Genomic DNA, 16,454 nt, shown 5'->3' on the forward strand with positions numbered 1-16,454 from the left:
GTCCGGAAAACACTGAAGGCCGCCCCTCGGGCGGCCTTCGCGAGTCTGGGTACGCGCAGATTCAGTGGGCCGCCGGATGAGCGGGCCACCACCAGTTTCGGTTCGTCTGCGCGTGCATGTCCGGCACCCTAGCGCATCGCCGGTTCCATGCCCGGCTGTGTCGGGTCCGTCTCACTTGGTGAGCGGGTGACTGGACGGCGGACATCACCCCGTAATGTTGTGGGGGTGACCGTGAACGCTAAGAGCACCCCAACCGGTGGCAACACCTGGCGAGACCTTCCCGCGGCGCAGCAGCCTGAGTACCCCGATGCCGAGGCTCTGCGCGATGTGATCGCGGACCTCGAGTCGTATCCGCCGCTCGTCTTCGCGGGCGAGTGCGACCAGCTGCGCGCCCGACTGGCCTCCGTCGCCAAGGGAGAGGCGTTCCTGCTTCAGGGCGGCGACTGCGCCGAGGCCTTCGACGCCGTGTCGGCCGACCACATCCGAAACAAACTGAAGACGCTGCTCCAGATGGGCGCCGTCCTCACGTACGCGGCCTCCGTGCCCGTCGTGAAGGTCGGCCGTATCGCCGGGCAGTACTCGAAGCCGCGCTCCAAGGGCACCGAGACCCGCGACGGCGTGACCCTGCCGACGTACCGGGGCGACTCGGTCAACGGCTTCGACTTCGACGAGAAGTCCCGCATCCCGGACCCCGAGCGTCTGAAGCGGATGTACAACGCCTCCGCGTCGACGCTCAACCTGGTGCGCGCCTTCACCACGGGCGGGTACGCGGACCTGCGCCAGGTGCACGCCTGGAACCAGGACTTCGTGAAGTCGTCCCCCTCGGGCCAGCGCTACGAGCAGCTGGCGCGCGAGATCGACAACGCGCTCAACTTCATGCGCGCCTGCGGGACGGACCCGGAGGAGTTCAAGACCGTCGAGTTCTTCGCCTCGCACGAGGCGCTGCTCCTCGACTACGAGTCGGCCCTCACGCGCGTGGACTCGCGCACCGGCCGGCTCTACGACACCTCGGCCCACATGGTCTGGATCGGTGAGCGCACCCGTCAACTGGACGGCGCGCACATCGAGTTCGCCTCCAAGGTGCGCAACCCGATCGGCATCAAGCTCGGCCCGACGACGACCTCGCAGGAGGCGCTGCAGTACATCGAGCGCCTCGACCCGGACCGCGAGCCCGGCCGCCTCACCTTCATCGTCCGCATGGGCGCCGACAAGGTCAGGGACAAGCTCCCCGAGCTTGTCGAGAAGGTCACCGCGTCCGGCGCGACCGTCGCCTGGGTCACCGACCCGATGCACGGCAACACCTTCGAGGCAGCATCCGGTCACAAGACCCGCCGCTTCGACGACGTGCTCGACGAGGTCAAGGGCTTCTTCGAGGTCCACAAGGGCCTGGGCACGCACCCGGGCGGCATCCACGTCGAGCTCACCGGTGACGACGTCACCGAGTGCGTGGGCGGCGGCGACGAGATCTTCGTCGACGACCTGCACCAGCGCTACGAGACGGCCTGCGACCCGCGCCTGAACCGCAGCCAGTCCCTGGACCTGGCGTTCCTGGTGGCGGAGATGTACCGCTCCCAGTAGAAATTCCCGCGAGATACGCCGGTGGGGCACGGATCCATGTGATCCGTGCCCCACCGGCGTATCCGGGGCTTTTGTGGACCCGAGGTCGTGGGTAAGGTTAGGTTAGCCTCACCGATTAATCGGGACGGCGCCGCCGATAAATCCTGCCCGGGAGGTGAACCGCGTGTACGTCTGCAACTGCTTCGGGGTCACCGAGGCGCAGGTGAGGCAGCACGCGGCGGACGGTGCCTGCACACCCCGCCAGATAGCGTCCGCCAGCAAGGCGGGCACCGACTGCGGTTCGTGTGTACGGAGCATTCAGGCGCTCCTGGGCCGGGGCACGTGCCCCCGCAGGGAGCTGGCCAACCAGGGTGAGCCCGTCCTCACCAGTCTGGACACCGGCCTGGACGAGGCCGCCTAGCCCGCCTGGCCCGTTGTCAGCTCTCCGGCTGCTCGATGAGCTGCGAGATGTAGAGCGGCTCGCCCAGCTTCTCGACCAGTTCGAGCTGAGTGTCGAGATAGTCGATGTGGTGCTCCTCGTCCTCAAGGATCGACTCGAAGATATTCGCGGAAGTGACGTCTCCCTTGCCGCGCATCACCTCGATCCCGCGCCTGAGGCGGTCGATCGCCTCCGCCTCGATCTGCCGGTCGGCCTGGAACATCTCCGTCACGGTCTGACCCACGCGCACGTGGAAGAGCCGCTGGTAATTGGGCAGGCCGTCGAGGAAGAGGATCCGGTCGGTCAGGATCTCCGCGTGCTTCATCTCGTCGATCGACTCGGACCGGGTGTACTTCGCGAGCTTCGGCCAGCCGAAGTTCTCCTGCATCTTGGCGTGGAGAAAGTACTGGTTGATCGCCGTCAGCTCGGCGGTCAGCTGCTCGTTGAGAAATTCGATGACCTCGGGGTCGCCCTGCATCGCAGAGGCTCCTTCCACGTGGTAACTGGGCAGGTTCCGCGCATCCTTGCACCGGTGCGAGAGGCCGTCCAGTAAGTGCACGCTTAGTAGGAGTTGCCCCAATCGGCGTCTGACCTGCGTCTGACGAGGGCCTCATGGTCATGCCCACCGCCCGAGGTCTGTCAGGATGGAGACATGGGTCAGTCGGCGGATCGCGCATCTGGGGAGGCAGTGGAGCCGGAGCTCCCGCCGGGGCAGCGACTGCAGCGGGGCTGGCCGGTCACGCACTACGGTCCGGTGCCGAAGTTCCGCCCGGAGCGCTGGGAGTTCAGGGTCTTCGGGGCCACCGCCGACGGGGACAAGCACTGCTGGACGCACGAGGAGTTCTCCGCCCTCCCGTACGCCAGCGTGATCGGCGATCTGCACTGCGTCACCAAGTTCAGCATGCTCCGCGCCGAGTGGGGCGGTGTCTCCGCGCAGGCGCTCCTGGAGATCGCGCCGCCCGCGCCCGACGCCACGCACGTGATGATCTGGGCCGAGTACGGCTTCAGCTCGAATCTGCGGATGGCCGACTTCATGGATGAGCGCACGATTTTCGCCACCCACAAAGGCGGAGAACTGCTGACCGCGGAGCACGGCTTTCCGCTGCGCCTCGTGGTGCCTCACCTCTACGCCTGGAAGGGCCCCAAGTGGGTCCGTGGTGTCGAGTACATGACCGCCGACCGCCGCGGCTTCTGGGAGGAACGCGGCTATCACAACGTCGGCGACCCCTGGACCGAGCAGCGCTACTCGTACCAGGAAGAGCCCGGGGACGGCCCCGAGCTCTAGGGCTCCATTCCGTTCCGCCCACGGCCAGGGCTCTAGCTGCCCCTGAGCTCTTTCAAGCGCGCCACGTCCGCCGCGTGCCCTTCCTTGCCGCCGGGTGTTTCGATGATCAGCGGTACGTTCTCGGTCGCGGGGTGGGCCATCAGCTCGCGGAAGGGCTCCTCGCCGATGTGGCCGGTGCCGATGTTCTCGTGACGGTCCTTGTGGGCGCCGACCACGTCCTTCGAGTCGTTGGCGTGCACCAGCTTCAGGCGCCCTTCGCCGACGGTGTCGACCAGCAGGTCGAGGGTCTGCTTCATGCCGCTCGGCCCGGTCAGATCGTGGCCCGCCGCGAAGATGTGGCAGGTGTCCAGGCAGACGCCCAGCTTCGGGTGGGCGTCCAGCGCGTCGAAGTACGGGCCGAAGTCCCAGGTGCGCGAGCAGAGCGAGAAGCCCTGGCCCGCGGTCGACTCCAGGAGGAGGAAGGGGTCGTCGTCGTGCGTCAGCTCGTCCAGGAGCGGCAGCATCCGCTCACGTACCTGCGCGAGCGCGACGGCGCGGTCCCGGCCGCCGGTCGCCGAGCCGGTGTGCACGACGACGCCGAGCGCGCCGATCTCGCGTCCCCGGCGCAGTGAGTGGCGCAGGGACTCCACGGACTTCTCGACGGTCGCCTCGGTGTGCGAGCCGAAGTTGATGAGATAGGGCGCGTGCACGTACGCGGGAATCCGCTCGGCCGCGCAGGCGGCGCGGAACTCCTCGTCCTCCTTCGGGTTGCCGGGCCCGGTGGCCCAGCCGCGAGGGTTGGTCACGAAGACCTGGACGGCCTCGGCACCCAGCTCACGGGCGTACGAAAGCCCTGCGGAGGCAAGGCCGCCGGCCACGGGGACATGGCCGCCGACGGGATTGCGGGACGGGGTGCTGGGGGAGTTCTCGCTGCTCACCCGCTCCAGGGTGGCACGGGTACGCGCGAGACCTTTCCCCGGCCGGGACTAACGGACCTTGATGGTGATCGTCGAGCCCTTGGGGGCGTCGTCGCCGCCCTCCACCGACTGCCCCTTGACCGTGTCCCCGAAGAGGTTCAGGAAACCGCGGTCCTCGTCGACCTCGAAGCCCGCGTCCTCGAGCTTCTGCGTGGCGTCGTCGACGCTCATGCCCTCGACGTCCGGCACCTCGATCATCTCGGGGCCCTTGGAGAGCGTCAGCGTGACCGTGTCGCCCTCGGCGAGCTGCTTCTCGCCCTCCCTGGGCGACTGGTCGACGACGGTGCCCTTGTCCTCTTCGGAGTGCACCCGCTTCGTCGCGATCTTGACCTTGAGGCCCGCGTCCTGAAGATCGAGGGTCGCGTCCGCCTGGGAGTCGCCCGTCACGTCGGGGACGTCGATCGCCTCACCCTTGCTGACGACCATCGCGATGGCGGAGCCCGCCTTGCGCTTGCTGCCCGAATCCGGGTCCGTGCTGATCACGGAGCCCTTGCGGACGTCGTCGCTGAAGGCCTTGGTCGTCATCCCGGGAGCCAGTCCGGCGTCCTTGAGCTTGCTCCTCGCCTCGTCCAGGGCAGTGCCCTTGAGGCTGGGGACCTTCACGATCTCGGGACCCATCGAGACGGTCAGCGTCACCCGGCCGTTGTCACGGATGCGCTCGCCCGCCTTGGGGTCGGTCGCCATGACCGTGCCGCGCTTGTCGGTGTCGCTGTAGGCGCGCTTGACGTCCTTCACGTCGAGCCCGGCCTCGTCGAGGCGCTTCTTGGCCGCGGGTTCGGTCTTCGCCAGGAGCGGCGGGACCTTCGTGAACTGGCCGGAATTGATGTACCAGACGCCCGCGCCGAGACCCAGGGCGAGAAGGACGGCGGCGACGATCGCGAGGACCCCGCGGCGCGGGCTGGCGCGCCGCCTGCGATCGGGGGCCGCCGGTGGAGCGGGGGGCGGCGTCGCCAGGATGCTCGTGCGGTTGAGCTGGTCCTGTGGGTCCCGCTGGTCCTGGACGCCGTCCATGGGGAGCGGAAGCTGCACGGGCCGCACCGAGCGCGGGAGCACGTTGGTGCGGTCGTCGCTGTTGTCGCGCGGTTCGTGCTCCGCCGTGCGCGCCTGCGGCGGCACCGCGTCGAGCTGATCCAGGGAGAGCGCGGCCCGCGCCTGCCTGGCCTGCCCGAGGAGCGCCACCGCGTCGTGCGGGCGGACCTCGGGGTTGCGGGCGGTGGCGGAGGCCACCAGCTCGTCGAGCTCGACGGCCAGGCCCGGAACGACCGCCGACGGGGGCGGCACGTCCTCGTGGAGGTGTTGGTAGAGAACCTGGGCGGGCGACTCACCGGAGTGCGGCTTGGCGCCGGTCAGCATTTCGTAGAGCACGACCCCGCACGCGTACACGTCCACACGCGTGTCGGCCGTGCCGTGCTCTATCTGCTCGGGGGCGAGATAGGAGACCGTCCCCAGGATCGTGCCCGTCGTGTTCGTGACGGTGTCCACCGCGCGCACGAGTCCGAAGTCAGCGACCTTGACCCGGCCGTCATCCCCTATGAGGACGTTCTCCGGCTTCATGTCGCGGTGCACGAACCCGGCGCGGTGGGCCGCGCCGAGCGCGGCGAGGACCGGCTCCAGGATGTCGAGGGCCGCGCGCGGCTGCAGGGCGCCGCGCTCGCGGAGCACGTCGCGCAGGGTGCATCCCGCGATGTACTCCATGGCCAGATAGACGTACGCGCCGTCGGCGCCCTGGTCGTACACCCCCACCACGTTCGGGTGGGAGAGCCGGGCGATCGACTTGGCCTCGCGGATGAAGCGGTCGACGAACGAGACGTCGGCGGCCAGCGTCGGGTGCATCACCTTGAGCGCGAGCACGCGGTCGAGGCGGGTGTCCACGGCCCGGTAGACCGTGGCCATCCCGCCGACCGCGATCCGCCCGTCCACGCGATAGCGGCCGTCGAGCACCTGCCCGACCATGGGGTCTCCCCGGCCGAAGGCTGGGGAAGGGTCCTGAAGGGTCGTGTCCACGAAGGGAGTCTACGAGCCACCGCTGACACCCTTGCCCGCCCGGGCATGCTCGGGCCTCGACTGCAGCCGACCTGTAACAGGCGGGCGGTCCCTCAGAACGCGGGCCGCTCCGGATCGAGCCGGGCCATCCCCTGCGCGGGCGACGACGCCTCGGCGAAGTGCCGACGTGGAATCCGCCCGGCCCGGTACGCGAGCCGCCCCGCCTCGACCCCGTGCCGCATGCCCTCGGCCATCAGGACCGGCTCCTGAGCGCGTGTAACGGCGGAGGCGAGCATCACACCCGCGCACCCCAGCTCCATCGCGAGCGCCGCGTCGGACGCCGTTCCCGCCCCCGCGTCCAGAATCACCGGCACGCCCGCGCGCTCGACGATGAGCTGGAAGTTGTGCGGGTTGCGGATGCCGAGCCCGGAGCCGATGGGCGAGCCGAGAGGCATGATCGCCGCGCAGCCCACGTCCTCCAGCTTCCGGGCGAGGACCGGGTCGTCGTTCGTGTACGGAAGGACCGTGAAGCCGTCGTCGACCAGGGTCTCCGCGGCGTCGATGAGCTCGATCGGGTCGGGGAGCAGCGTGCGCTCGTCCGCGATGACCTCCAGCTTGACCAGGTCGGTGCCGAGCGCCTCCCGCGCGAGCCGGGCGGTCAGGACGGCCTCGCCCGCGGTGAAGCAGCCCGCCGTGTTCGGCAGGACACGGATGCCGAGCCGGTCGAGGACGGAGAGCACCGAGCCCTGCACACCGGGGTCGAGGCGGCGCATCGCGACCGTCGTCAGCTCCGTTCCGGAGGCGACGAGGGAGCGTTCGAGGATGTCCAGGCTCGGCGCACCGCCCGTACCCATGATCAGGCGTGAGGAAAGAGTGAGCCCGCCGATGACGAAGGGGTCGTCTGCCATGCCGGTTCAGCCTCCTTGGACGGCGGTGAGGACCTCGACGCGGTCCCCGTCGGTGAGGGGGGTGGTGGACCACCGCGCGCGCGGGACGACGGTTTCGTTGAGCGCGGCGGCGATCCCGGACGGAGCTCTGGTGAGCGTGGCGACGAGCGCTTCGAGCGTGGTGCCCGCGGCCACGTCGCGTGCTTCTCCGTTGACGGATACGGCTGTAACGGCTGAGAGAGTCATGCGGGCTGCTCCATGAAGCGCTGCGTGAGGGAGGCGCCGACGAAGCGCAGCGGGGTGAACCCCCGCGCCTCGTCGGGCAGTTCACCGGTGGTCAGGGCGTGCGCGAGGACCTCGCCGGTGACGGGGGTCAGAAGCACGCCGTTGCGGTAGTGCCCTGTGGCCAGCTGGAGGCCGGGGAGCGCGGTCGGGCCGAGCAGCGGCGCGTTGTCGGGCGAGCCGGGGCGCAGGCCCGCGCGGGTCTCGGTCAGCGGCAGTTCCGTGATGCCAGGTACGAGCTCGTGGGCGTCCCGGAGCAGCTCGTACACGCCGCCCGCGGTGACCGTCGTGTCCCAGCCGAGCTCCTCGCTGGTAGCGCCGACGACGAGCTCGCCGTTCTCGCGCGGCACCAGGTAGACGTGGCTGCCGCGCACGACGGCGCGCACGGTACGGCTCAGGAACGGCGCGTACCGCTCCGGCACCGTGAGCCGCAGGACCTGCCCCTTCACGGGACGCACGGGCGGCAGCACGCCCTCCGGGACACCTGCGAGCCGCCCGCTGAGGCTGCCCGCGGCGAGCACGGTCTGCCCGGCCTCCAGGGCGGTGCCGTCGGCGAGGACGACACCGGTGGCCCGGTCGCCTGCGACCGTGAGGCGCTCCGCCCACGCACGGTGGAAGATCACGCCCGCCCGCTCGCAGGCCACGAGCAGTGCCGCGGCGAGCCTGCGCGGGTCGATCTGATGGTCGCCGTCGACGCGAAGGCCGCCGCGGACCCCCGGTGCGAGCATCGGTTCGAGGCGGCGGCACTCCCGCCCGCTCAGCCACTCCGACGTGAGCCCCGACCGCTCCTGGAGTGCGTGCAGCTCACGCAGGTGGGCGCGGTCGTCGGAGTCGAGGGCGACGGCGAGCGTGCCGCACGCGCGGTAGCCGACATCGCGGCCGCTCGCCTCCGCCAACTCCGCCGCGAACTCCGGATAGCGCCGCGCGGAGGCCAGATTCAGCCCGAGCAGCGTCTGCTCGCCGTAGTGCAGCTCGGTGACGGCGGCCAGCATGCCCGCGGCGACCTGCGCCGCGCCGCCGCCCGGTTCGGGGTCCACGACCGCGGTGGACAGGCCGCGCTGCGCCGCCCGCCAGGCCGTGACCAGGCCGATGATGCCGCCCCCGATGACGACGACATCGGTCGTCTCGTGGGGTGATGTATGTGGATGCATGGGCGTCCAGCCCCTCCCTTCGCCGGCATGACCCGGATCAGGTTCGTACGGTCGGAGGCCGTCCCAGCCTCCCTCTCAGCCCGGTACGTCCGGGCTCCCGCGAGTGCTCTGCATCCGCCACCCTAGTCCCTGGTCTCCGTGGGCAGTAGGGGAGCTGTCCGGGTATGCGCCGTGACGGTGTGTCATAGATCTCCTCGTAGCGCTCTGCGGGGTGCGTCACCCGCCGCCCTAGAGTGATCGGGTGAGCGAGCGCCAGAGGCAGGACAAGCGGCACGTCGTCATCGTGGGCGCGGGGATGGCCGGGGTGCAGACCGCCGTCGCCCTGCGCGAGCAGGGGTTCGCCGGTGCGGTCACCCTGATCGGCGCGGAACCCCACCGGCCGTACGACAGGCCGCCGCTGTCCAAGGCCGTGCTGCTCGGCAAGGCGGAGGGCTCCGCCTTCGACATCGACTTCGAGGCGCTCGGCATCGAGCTGAGCCTGGGCCACGAGGTCACGGGCGTGCGCCCGGCGGACCGCGAACTGGACACCGCGTCGGGCCCGGCGCCCTACGACACCCTGGTCATCGCCACCGGCGCCGAGCCGATCCTGCTGCCCGGCACTGCCCAAGTCCCCGGAGTCCACCTGCTGCGCACCCTCGACGACGCCGAGCGGCTGCGGCCCGTGCTCGCCGAACAGCACCGTGTCGTGGTCATCGGCGCGGGCTGGATCGGCGCCGAGTTCGCGACCGCGGCGCGCGACGCGGGCTGCTCCGTCACCGTCGTCGAAGCCGCCGAGCGACCGCTCGCCGGGGCCCTGCCCGCGGCTGTCGCGGCGCCGATGACGTCCTGGTACGCCGACTCCGGGGCCGAACTGCGCACCCACGCGCGCGTGGACCGCGTCGAGCCCGGCAGCGTCCTCCTCGCCGACGGCACCCGGCTGCCCGCGGACGCGGTCGTCGTCGGCATCGGCGCGCGCCCCGCCACCGGCTGGCTCGCGGACTCCGGCATCACCCTGGGCGCCCACCGGGAGATCGTCGCCGACGATCACCTGCGGACGTCGGAACCCGATGTGTACGCGGTCGGCGACTGCTCCTCCTTCCCTTCGGGAAGGTATGGCGAGCGGCTTCTCGTCCACCACTGGGACAACGCCCTCCAGGGCCCGCGCACGGTGGCCGCGAACATCATCGGCGAGACCCCTTCGGCGTACGACCCCGTCCCGTACTTCTGGTCCGAGCAGTTCGGCCGCTTCGTCCAGTTCGCGGGGCACCACGCGTCGGCCGACGAGCTGGTGTGGCGCGGTGACCCGTCGGGTGCGGCCTGGACCGTGTGCTGGCTCCGTCGGGGCGCCCTGGTGGCCGTCCTCGCGGTGGGCCGCCCGCGGGACCTCGCGCAGGGCCGCAAGCTGATCGAGGCGGCTGCCCGGCTCTCCCCGGAGCTGGCGTCGGACCCCGCGGTACCGCTGAAGAAGGCAGTGCTGCCGTAGCCGGGTGCCCCGCCGCCCGGCCGCTGTCGGTGGCCGGAGATACGCTTGTCCCCGTGACCGAGATTGACGCAAAGACTGATGCTCTCGTCCCCGAGTGGCTGCACCTCCCCGACATCGCAGAAATGCTCGACGTCGAGGTGACGCGTGTGCGCCAGCTGGTCAAGGAGGGCCAGCTGATCGCCGTACGCCGTGGTGAGAACCGCGCGCTCGCGGTGCCTGCCGCCTTCATCGACGGCGACAAGATCGTCAAGGGCCTCACCGGCACCTTGACGCTCCTGCGGGACGACGGCTTCTCCGACGAAGAGATGCTGGAGTGGCTCTTCACTCCCGACCCGACCCTGCCCGGCACCCCCGCGCAGGCCCTGAGTGAGAATCGCGGCACGGAGGTGAAGCGTCGCGCCCAGGCGCTCGCCGTCTGACCGACCGACACGGAAAACCGTCGCGTACGGGCCGCGTGTCCCCCGGAGACCCGGGGCACGCGGCCCGTAGGCCACCGACGACCGGGGGGACCTCTTCATGGCCACCAAGCCTGCCCGCGAGCAGCTCGCCGACGCCCGCCTCTACCTCTGCGTGGACGCCCGCAAGCGCCAGGGCGACCTCCCGGAGTTCCTCGACGCCGTCCTCGGCGGCGGTGTCGACATCGTGCAGCTGCGGGACAAGGGCATGGAGGCGGCCGAGGAGCTCGAACACCTCCAGGTCTTCGCCGACGCCGCCCGCCGGCACGGCAAGCTCCTCGCGGTGAACGACCGCGCGGACGTCGCGCACGCCATCGGCGCCGACGTCCTGCACCTGGGCCAGGGCGACCTGCCCGTGCCCGCGGCCCGCCGCGTTCTGGGCGACGACGTTCTCATCGGCCGTTCCACGCACGCCGACGCCGAGGCCGCCGCGGCGGCGACCCAGGACGGCGTGGACTACTTCTGCACGGGACCCTGCTGGCCGACCCCGACCAAGCCCGGCCGGCACGCCCCCGGCCTCGACCTGGTCCGGTACACGGCCTCACTCGGCACGGACCGCCCGTGGTTCGCCATCGGCGGTATCGACGCGGGCAACCTGGACGAGGTGCTCGAAGCGGGCGCCCGCCGTGTCGTCGTCGTGCGGGCCATCACCGAGGCGGACGATCCGGCCGCCGCCGCGGCCGACTTCGCCAAGCGGTTGCGTTCGGCCTGATCGTCGATCTTCAGCCATCCTTCGGGTCGGCTGTCCGCAGGTTGGACGGAGATTGGCCGGTAGCGGCACCCCGTCGCTAACCTGCCCGTATGGCCCTAGGCACTGCTTCCACCAGATCTGATCGCGCACGCACCGTGCGTGACATGCTCGCGACCGGCGAGACGACGTACTCGTTCGAGTTCTCGGCGCCGAAGACCGAGAAGGGCGAGCGGAACCTGTGGAACGCGCTGCGCCGGGTCGAGGCGGTGGCTCCCAGCTTCGTCTCCGTGACGTACGGAGCGGGCGGCTCGACGCGTGCGGGCACGGTCAGGGAGACGCAGCAGATCGTCGCCGACTCGACGCTCACGCCGGTCGCGCACCTGACCGCCGTCGACCACTCCGTGGCCGAGCTGCGCAACATCATCGGGCAGTACGCGGACGCCGGCATCAGGAACATGCTCGCGGTCCGCGGCGACCCGCCCGGCGACCCGCTCGCCGACTGGGTCAAGCACCCCGAGGGCCTCACGTACACCGCCGAACTGGTGCGGCTGATCAAGGAGTCGGGCGACTTCTGCGTGGGCGTCGCGGCCTTCCCCGCGATGCATCCGCGCTCGGCCGACTGGGACACCGACGTCCGGCACTTCGTCGACAAGTGCCGTGCGGGCGCCGACTACGCGATCACACAGATGTTCTTCTACCCGGAGGAGTATCTGCGCCTGCGCGACCGGGTCGAGGCCGCGGGCTGCTCGACGCCGATCATCCCGGAGATCATGCCGGTGACGAACGTGCGCATGCTGGAGCGGCTGCCTCAGCTCAGCAACGCTTCCTTCCCGCCGGAGCTCAAAGAGCGCATCCTCACAGCCAAAGATGATCCGGCGGCTGTACGCTCCATTGGCATCGAGTTCGCGACGGAGTTCTGCGCGCGGTTGCTGGCCGAGGGTGTCCCGGGACTGCACTTCATCACGCTCAACAACTCCACGGCGACTCTGGAAATCTACGAGAATCTGGGCCTGCATCACCCGCAGGTCTGACCGGCCGTACCCCTAGGGGGCGGCGGCCGCGGGGAGAGGGGCGTACATGGGCTGGACGGTCCTCTACATCGCGTTCGGATGTGTCGCGCTGTGGCTGCTCGGCGAGGTGCTGCTGCAGTACAAGGCGCGGCTGCGCTGGCGGCTGCTCGCCTTCGGCGGGTTCCTCGGCGTGGTCATCGGCGTGCTGCTGCCGTCAGTGGTGGTCATCGGGATCGGCGCGATCGCCTTCGCCACGGGACAGACGTACGTGACGTTGTCCTTCCGCCGCGGCTTCTCGACCGGCTGGGCGCTCGGCGGCCAGCCCGGCCTGAGCAAGCGCCGCAAGAGGCCGCGAGGCGGGGCCGCCGAGGCTTCCCAGGAGCCGACGCTCCAGGTCTCCGACATCGAGTACGAGGATGCGGGCCCGGCCGGACCACCGCCCGAGGCCGCTCCCGGCACCGGGGTCTACGCCCCGGAGCCGCTGCCCGACGACACCGGGCAGTACGGCGTCTACAGCGACGACGCGTACGCACAGCAGCAGCAACAGCAACAGCAGTCCGCTCCGGCGGACAGCGGCTACGGCTACGACACGTACGCCACCGCGGGCTATGACCCCCAGCAGCCGTACGCGTACGGCGAGACGGGGCAGCAGCAGTACGCCGCGTACTCCGACCCGTACATCGGGACGCAGACGTACGGCGGGCAGGGCTACGACGCGTACGGCGACCAGCAGCAGTACGCGCCCTATCCGGCCGCCGATCCGTACGGCGCCGGGGCGGGGACCTACCAGGAGACTCCGCCCGGCGGGGTCTGGGTGCCCCAGCAGCGCAGCGTCGAGGACCCCTACGGCCAGTACGGTGAGTACGGCGGCGAACTCCCGCCGGAGCAGCCGTACCCGTACCAGGGCGAACAGCCCCAGGGGAACGGGTACGACGCGGGGTACAACGAGCAGTACCGCTACTGAGACGAGCAGGCCCGCGGGTCTGCTCGGGCGGGACTGACGGGCCTGACGGGCCTGACGGGCCTGCTCACTGCGAGCCCCGGAAGTCCGGTCCCTCCACGATCAGCCCGGCGACCAGCGTGCCCGACATGCCCGCGTGCGGGAGCCCGCCGCCCGGGTGCGCCCAGCCGCCCACCGCGAAGAGCCCTGGCAGACGCGTGTTGTTGGCCGGGTGGAGCAGTCGCCCCTCACCCGCCGCGAGGGACGGGGGCGGGACCGCGCCGCCGTCGGCGCCGGTGGCCTCCGCGATGTCGGCGGGGGTGCGGACCTCGTGCCACAGCAGCCGCTCACGCAGGCCGGGGACGACGGACTCGGCACGCGTCAGGAGCCGCTCCACGTCCGCGTCGGTGACCTCCGTGTGCGCGGGCACCGTGACCGTCAGTGTGAGCGCCTCGTGCTCGGCGTCGGGTGTGAGCGCGGGGTCGTCCGGGCGCAGCACCGTGAGGGTGGGGGCCAGCGGCAGCCCGGGGCGGTCGCCGAAGACCCGGTCGAGCTCGTCCTGGCGGTCGGGCGTGTGCAGCACCGTGCGGTGGGGCGTGCCCTCGGGCCGCGCGCCGCGCAGCGCGAGGAAGACCATGAGGCGACTGGGCAGTCCGGAACGGGGCTGCACCTCACCCTCCGCCCGTATGTTCACACCGGACGCGTCGGACATGCCGGATGTACCGGACAGCAAGCCGTCGAGTGCGCCGGGCGCGACACCGGCGACCACGAAGTCCGCCTCCTGCGCCGTCCCGTCCGCGAGCTCCACGCCCGCCGCGCGGCCGTCCTTCTCGATGATCCGGGCGACGGGGGAGTCGAACGCGAACTCGACCCGCCGTGCGAGACACCGCTCGTACACGGCCCGGGCGAGCGCGCGCATCCCGCCGCGCACGGACCACGCGCCGAACGTGTGCTCCTGGTAGGGCAGGACGGCCGCGCTCGCCGGGGTCGCCCGGGGGTCCAGGCCGCTCGCGAGGGCGTACTGCTCAAGGAGCGCCAGGAGCCGTGCGTCGCCGCCCAGTTCGAGCTCGCCGACCTCGGTGAGGGTCCTCGCGCGCCGCTCGCGCCGCAGGAGGCGCCTGTGCGGCACCGACGGATAGGGCTCGCGCTCGGCGAGGACCTGCCAGTTCGGCCAGAGCGGCTCTTCCAGGAGGGGACGCCGGGTGCGGTCCCACGCCTCACGGGCGCGGTTCATGTACGCCGACCAGTGGGCGCCCGCGCCGCTGCCGAGCGCCGCGTCGAGGGCGTCGCCGACGCCCGCGCGCGAGGCGTTCGGCAGATCGGCCGCCGTGCCGTCCGCGAAGACGTGCCGCACGGCGGGCTCCACCTGGGAGAGCTCGACGCACCGCTCCAGCGGTTCCTTGCCGGTCTTGACGAACAAGTCGCGGTAGACGGCGGGGAGGTGCAGGAGGCCGGGGCCCGTGTCGAAGACGAAGCCCTCACGCTCGACGCTGCCGAGCGCGCCCCCGTACGTACCCGACCGCTCGTGCACCACCACGCGGTGGCCCGCGACGGCGAGCCGGGCGGCGGCCGCCATCGCGCCCATCCCGGCGCCGATCACCACAATCCGTGCCATGCCAGGGACTTTATCGGCCACCACTGACAGTCACGCCGGGAGCCCTCAGTCCGGCGGCCGTCCCGCGTGCGCCGCGAGCTGTTTCTCCTCGCGCCGCTGCGCCCTGCGCCGCAGGAACCGCCGGATCCGCGAGACGAGGAAGATCAGTATGAGCAGGCCGAGCAGGAGAAGCACGGCCGCGATGATCGCCGCCGCCTCGGGGTGGAACATCGCGAAGCTGACGATCCCCGCGACCCCGAGATCCTCCGCCGTGCTCACCGCGATGTTGCTGAACGGCTCAGGCGAGGTGTTGATCGCCATCCGCGTCCCGGCCTTGACGAAGTGGCTGGCCAGCGCCGTCGATCCGCCCACCGCGCCCGCCGCCAGGTCGGAGAGCGAACCGCTCTGGCCCGCGAGCAGCGCGCCCACCACGGCGCCGGACACCGGCCGGATCACGGTGTGCACCGTGTCCCAGACCGAGTCGACGTAAGGGATCTTGTCGGCGACGGCCTCGCAGACGAAGAGGACGCCTGCGGCGATCAGCACATCAGGACGTTGCAGCGCCTCGGGAACCTCGTCGCTGATCCCGGTCGCGCCGAAGACGCCGAGCAGCAGGACCACGGCGTACGCGTTGATCCCGCTTGCCCAGCCGCTGGTGAAGACCAGGGGGAGTACGGACACGGACGCGATCGTAACCAGTCGAGAAGATCTCGGCCTGGGGATGAGCACCCAGGTCTGAGTATCCGTACCTAGAGGTGGAGATGAGTATCAGCGCGGATGGGTCCCGACCTGCGAAGACGGAAGAGTGAGGGACACGGAGAAGGGCGCGGCGCCCGTACCGCCGACACGGGGCGGCGGAACGGCGCGGCGCCCTTGGCCGCTCCTCCCACCTCTTCGAGGGTGGGAGCGAGACACGGGGGAGACGGATGGCCACTCGGGGATGACCACCCGAGGGGCCGAACGGGGGAAACGGGGGAACGGGGGAAACGGGGGAACGAGAGAAGCGCCGGTCCGGCGCCGCCTGGAGATCAGGTGGCATCGGACCGGCGCTTCTTCGTGCGCGGCTCGCGCGGCTCGCGTGGTGCGCGTGGTGCGCGTGGTGCGCGCGGTTCCGTGGCGGCGGATCAGCCCCCGCCGCTCACCCGGCCCTGCAGCAGTCGCGAGAGCGCCGAGTGCACGTCGTCGAGAGAGCGCTCGGGCTGGAAGGCCTGCCAGTCGAGCGCCGCCACCAGGACCATCCCGACGAGCGCCGCGGCCGTCAGGGGGACGTCGATCTCCTCGCTGAGCTCGCCGTTCTCGACGCCCGCGCGCAGAACGTCCTCCACGACGGCCACCGCCTGCTGCCTCACCACCATCAGGGTGGACTGCCAGGCGCGGTTGGTGCGCCACAGCTCGGCGACGTACAGCTGGGTGAAGGCCGGATAGCGGTCGATGAAGACCAGGCCCGCCCGGATCATCGCGTCAAGGGCGTCGACCTGCCGGCCGCCGCTCCCCGCCGTCTTCTCGGCCGCCTCCTTCAAGGAGGCGGTGAGCAGCCCGACGCCGTGCCGCAGCAGCTCCTCGAAGAGAACCGACTTGCTCGCGAAGTTGTAGTAGACCGTGCCCTTCGCGACCCCGGCCCGCTCGGCGATCTCGTCGACCGTCGTGGCCGAGAAGCCCTGCTCCGCGATGAGGGTGACGGCCGCCTCGTAGAGCTTCTGCCGGGTGGCCTCACGCCGGGTGCTGGTTGCGCTGCTGTCCATGGGCCCGATTCTCACAGGTC

The 16,454-nt window shown here is 71.0% G+C and carries 17 protein-coding genes and 1 riboswitch; of the genes, 8 read left to right on the plus strand and 9 right to left on the minus strand.

Annotation, left to right across the window (positions count from 1 at the left end; genetic code table 11):
• The first annotated feature begins 225 nt into the window (after nt 1–225).
• Both ACFVXC_RS27260 and ACFVXC_RS27265 read left to right on the plus strand, forming a co-directional pair.
• Nucleotides 226–1,578, plus strand: a complete 1,353-nt coding sequence (locus ACFVXC_RS27260; protein ID WP_389909897.1) for a class II 3-deoxy-7-phosphoheptulonate synthase — start codon at nt 226–228, stop codon at nt 1,576–1,578.
• Nucleotides 1,579–1,732: 154 nt separating this feature from the next.
• A complete protein-coding gene (locus ACFVXC_RS27265; protein ID WP_389909899.1) occupies nt 1,733–1,978 on the plus strand; it encodes a bacterioferritin-associated ferredoxin in 246 nt (81 codons plus the stop codon).
• 16 nt (nt 1,979–1,994) lie between these two features.
• Here the strand turns inward: ACFVXC_RS27265 and bfr are convergent, their stop codons facing one another.
• The gene (gene bfr / locus ACFVXC_RS27270; RefSeq protein WP_389909902.1) at nt 1,995–2,474 is read right to left on the minus strand and encodes a bacterioferritin; all 480 of its coding nucleotides are present in this window, start codon (nt 2,472–2,474) and stop codon (nt 1,995–1,997) included.
• 174 nt (nt 2,475–2,648) lie between these two features.
• On the opposite strand from bfr, the gene ACFVXC_RS27275 reads away from it, so the two are divergent.
• A complete protein-coding gene (locus ACFVXC_RS27275) occupies nt 2,649–3,281 on the plus strand; it encodes a sulfite oxidase-like oxidoreductase (protein ID WP_389909905.1) in 633 nt (210 codons plus the stop codon).
• 32 nt (nt 3,282–3,313) lie between these two features.
• Here the strand turns inward: ACFVXC_RS27275 and ACFVXC_RS27280 are convergent, their stop codons facing one another.
• The 5 genes from ACFVXC_RS27280 to thiO all read right to left on the minus strand — a co-directional run bounded on the left by ACFVXC_RS27280 (nt 3,314) and on the right by thiO (nt 8,540).
• Nucleotides 3,314–4,198 carry a deoxyribonuclease IV gene (locus ACFVXC_RS27280; protein ID WP_389909908.1) on the minus strand — a complete coding sequence of 295 codons (885 nt, stop codon included), beginning with the start codon at nt 4,196–4,198 and terminating at the stop codon, nt 3,314–3,316.
• 48 nt (nt 4,199–4,246) lie between these two features.
• Nucleotides 4,247–6,241, minus strand: coding sequence for a Stk1 family PASTA domain-containing Ser/Thr kinase (gene pknB / locus ACFVXC_RS27285; RefSeq protein WP_389909910.1), 1,995 nt, complete (start codon nt 6,239–6,241; stop codon nt 4,247–4,249).
• 92 nt (nt 6,242–6,333) lie between these two features.
• Nucleotides 6,334–7,128, minus strand: a complete 795-nt coding sequence (locus tag ACFVXC_RS27290; protein WP_389909912.1) for a thiazole synthase — start codon at nt 7,126–7,128, stop codon at nt 6,334–6,336.
• A gap of 6 nt (nt 7,129–7,134) precedes the next feature.
• Complete coding sequence (thiS, locus tag ACFVXC_RS27295; protein ID WP_389909915.1) at nt 7,135–7,353, minus strand: sulfur carrier protein ThiS; 219 nt, start codon at nt 7,351–7,353, stop codon at nt 7,135–7,137.
• Nucleotides 7,350–8,540 (minus strand): glycine oxidase ThiO, encoded by a 1,191-nt coding sequence (gene thiO, locus ACFVXC_RS27300; protein ID WP_389909917.1) that lies wholly within the window; start codon nt 8,538–8,540, stop codon nt 7,350–7,352. The genes thiS and thiO overlap by 4 nt, the downstream gene beginning before the upstream one ends.
• A riboswitch (TPP riboswitch) is annotated at nt 8,538–8,651 on the minus strand. Its footprint overlaps the gene before it by 3 nt.
• Before the next feature lie 184 nt (nt 8,652–8,835).
• Here thiO and ACFVXC_RS27305 point away from each other — a divergent pair.
• The 5 genes from ACFVXC_RS27305 (at nt 8,836) to ACFVXC_RS27325 (ending at nt 13,122) form a co-directional block, all read left to right on the plus strand.
• Nucleotides 8,836–10,002 (plus strand): NAD(P)/FAD-dependent oxidoreductase, encoded by a 1,167-nt coding sequence (locus tag ACFVXC_RS27305; RefSeq protein WP_389910049.1) that lies wholly within the window; start codon nt 8,836–8,838, stop codon nt 10,000–10,002.
• Nucleotides 10,003–10,055: 53 nt separating this feature from the next.
• Nucleotides 10,056–10,421, plus strand: coding sequence for an Rv2175c family DNA-binding protein (locus ACFVXC_RS27310; protein WP_249590410.1), 366 nt, complete (start codon nt 10,056–10,058; stop codon nt 10,419–10,421).
• A gap of 97 nt (nt 10,422–10,518) precedes the next feature.
• Complete coding sequence (thiE, locus tag ACFVXC_RS27315; protein ID WP_389909920.1) at nt 10,519–11,169, plus strand: thiamine phosphate synthase; 651 nt, start codon at nt 10,519–10,521, stop codon at nt 11,167–11,169.
• Nucleotides 11,170–11,258: 89 nt separating this feature from the next.
• A complete protein-coding gene (gene metF, locus ACFVXC_RS27320) occupies nt 11,259–12,179 on the plus strand; it encodes a methylenetetrahydrofolate reductase [NAD(P)H] (RefSeq protein WP_389909923.1) in 921 nt (306 codons plus the stop codon).
• Between the two features lie 46 nt (nt 12,180–12,225).
• Complete coding sequence (locus ACFVXC_RS27325; RefSeq protein ID WP_389909926.1) at nt 12,226–13,122, plus strand: hypothetical protein; 897 nt, start codon at nt 12,226–12,228, stop codon at nt 13,120–13,122.
• Nucleotides 13,123–13,186: 64 nt separating this feature from the next.
• Here ACFVXC_RS27325 and ACFVXC_RS27330 read toward each other — a convergent pair whose 3' ends face one another.
• The 3 genes from ACFVXC_RS27330 to ACFVXC_RS27340 all read right to left on the minus strand — a co-directional run bounded on the left by ACFVXC_RS27330 (nt 13,187) and on the right by ACFVXC_RS27340 (nt 16,434).
• Nucleotides 13,187–14,713 carry a phytoene desaturase family protein gene (locus ACFVXC_RS27330; protein WP_389909928.1) on the minus strand — a complete coding sequence of 509 codons (1,527 nt, stop codon included), beginning with the start codon at nt 14,711–14,713 and terminating at the stop codon, nt 13,187–13,189.
• 45 nt (nt 14,714–14,758) lie between these two features.
• On the minus strand, nt 14,759–15,373 hold the full coding sequence (locus tag ACFVXC_RS27335; protein WP_389909931.1) for a DUF4126 domain-containing protein: 615 nt from the start codon (nt 15,371–15,373) through the stop codon (nt 14,759–14,761).
• Between the two features lie 443 nt (nt 15,374–15,816).
• Entirely contained in the window at nt 15,817–16,434 is a 618-nt protein-coding gene (locus ACFVXC_RS27340; protein WP_389909933.1) for a TetR/AcrR family transcriptional regulator, read from the minus strand.
• Nucleotides 16,435–16,454: the final 20 nt, after the last annotated feature.

The organism is Streptomyces sp. NPDC058257, assembly GCF_042881845.1.
In the GTDB taxonomy this organism is placed as follows: domain Bacteria; phylum Actinomycetota; class Actinomycetes; order Streptomycetales; family Streptomycetaceae; genus Streptomyces.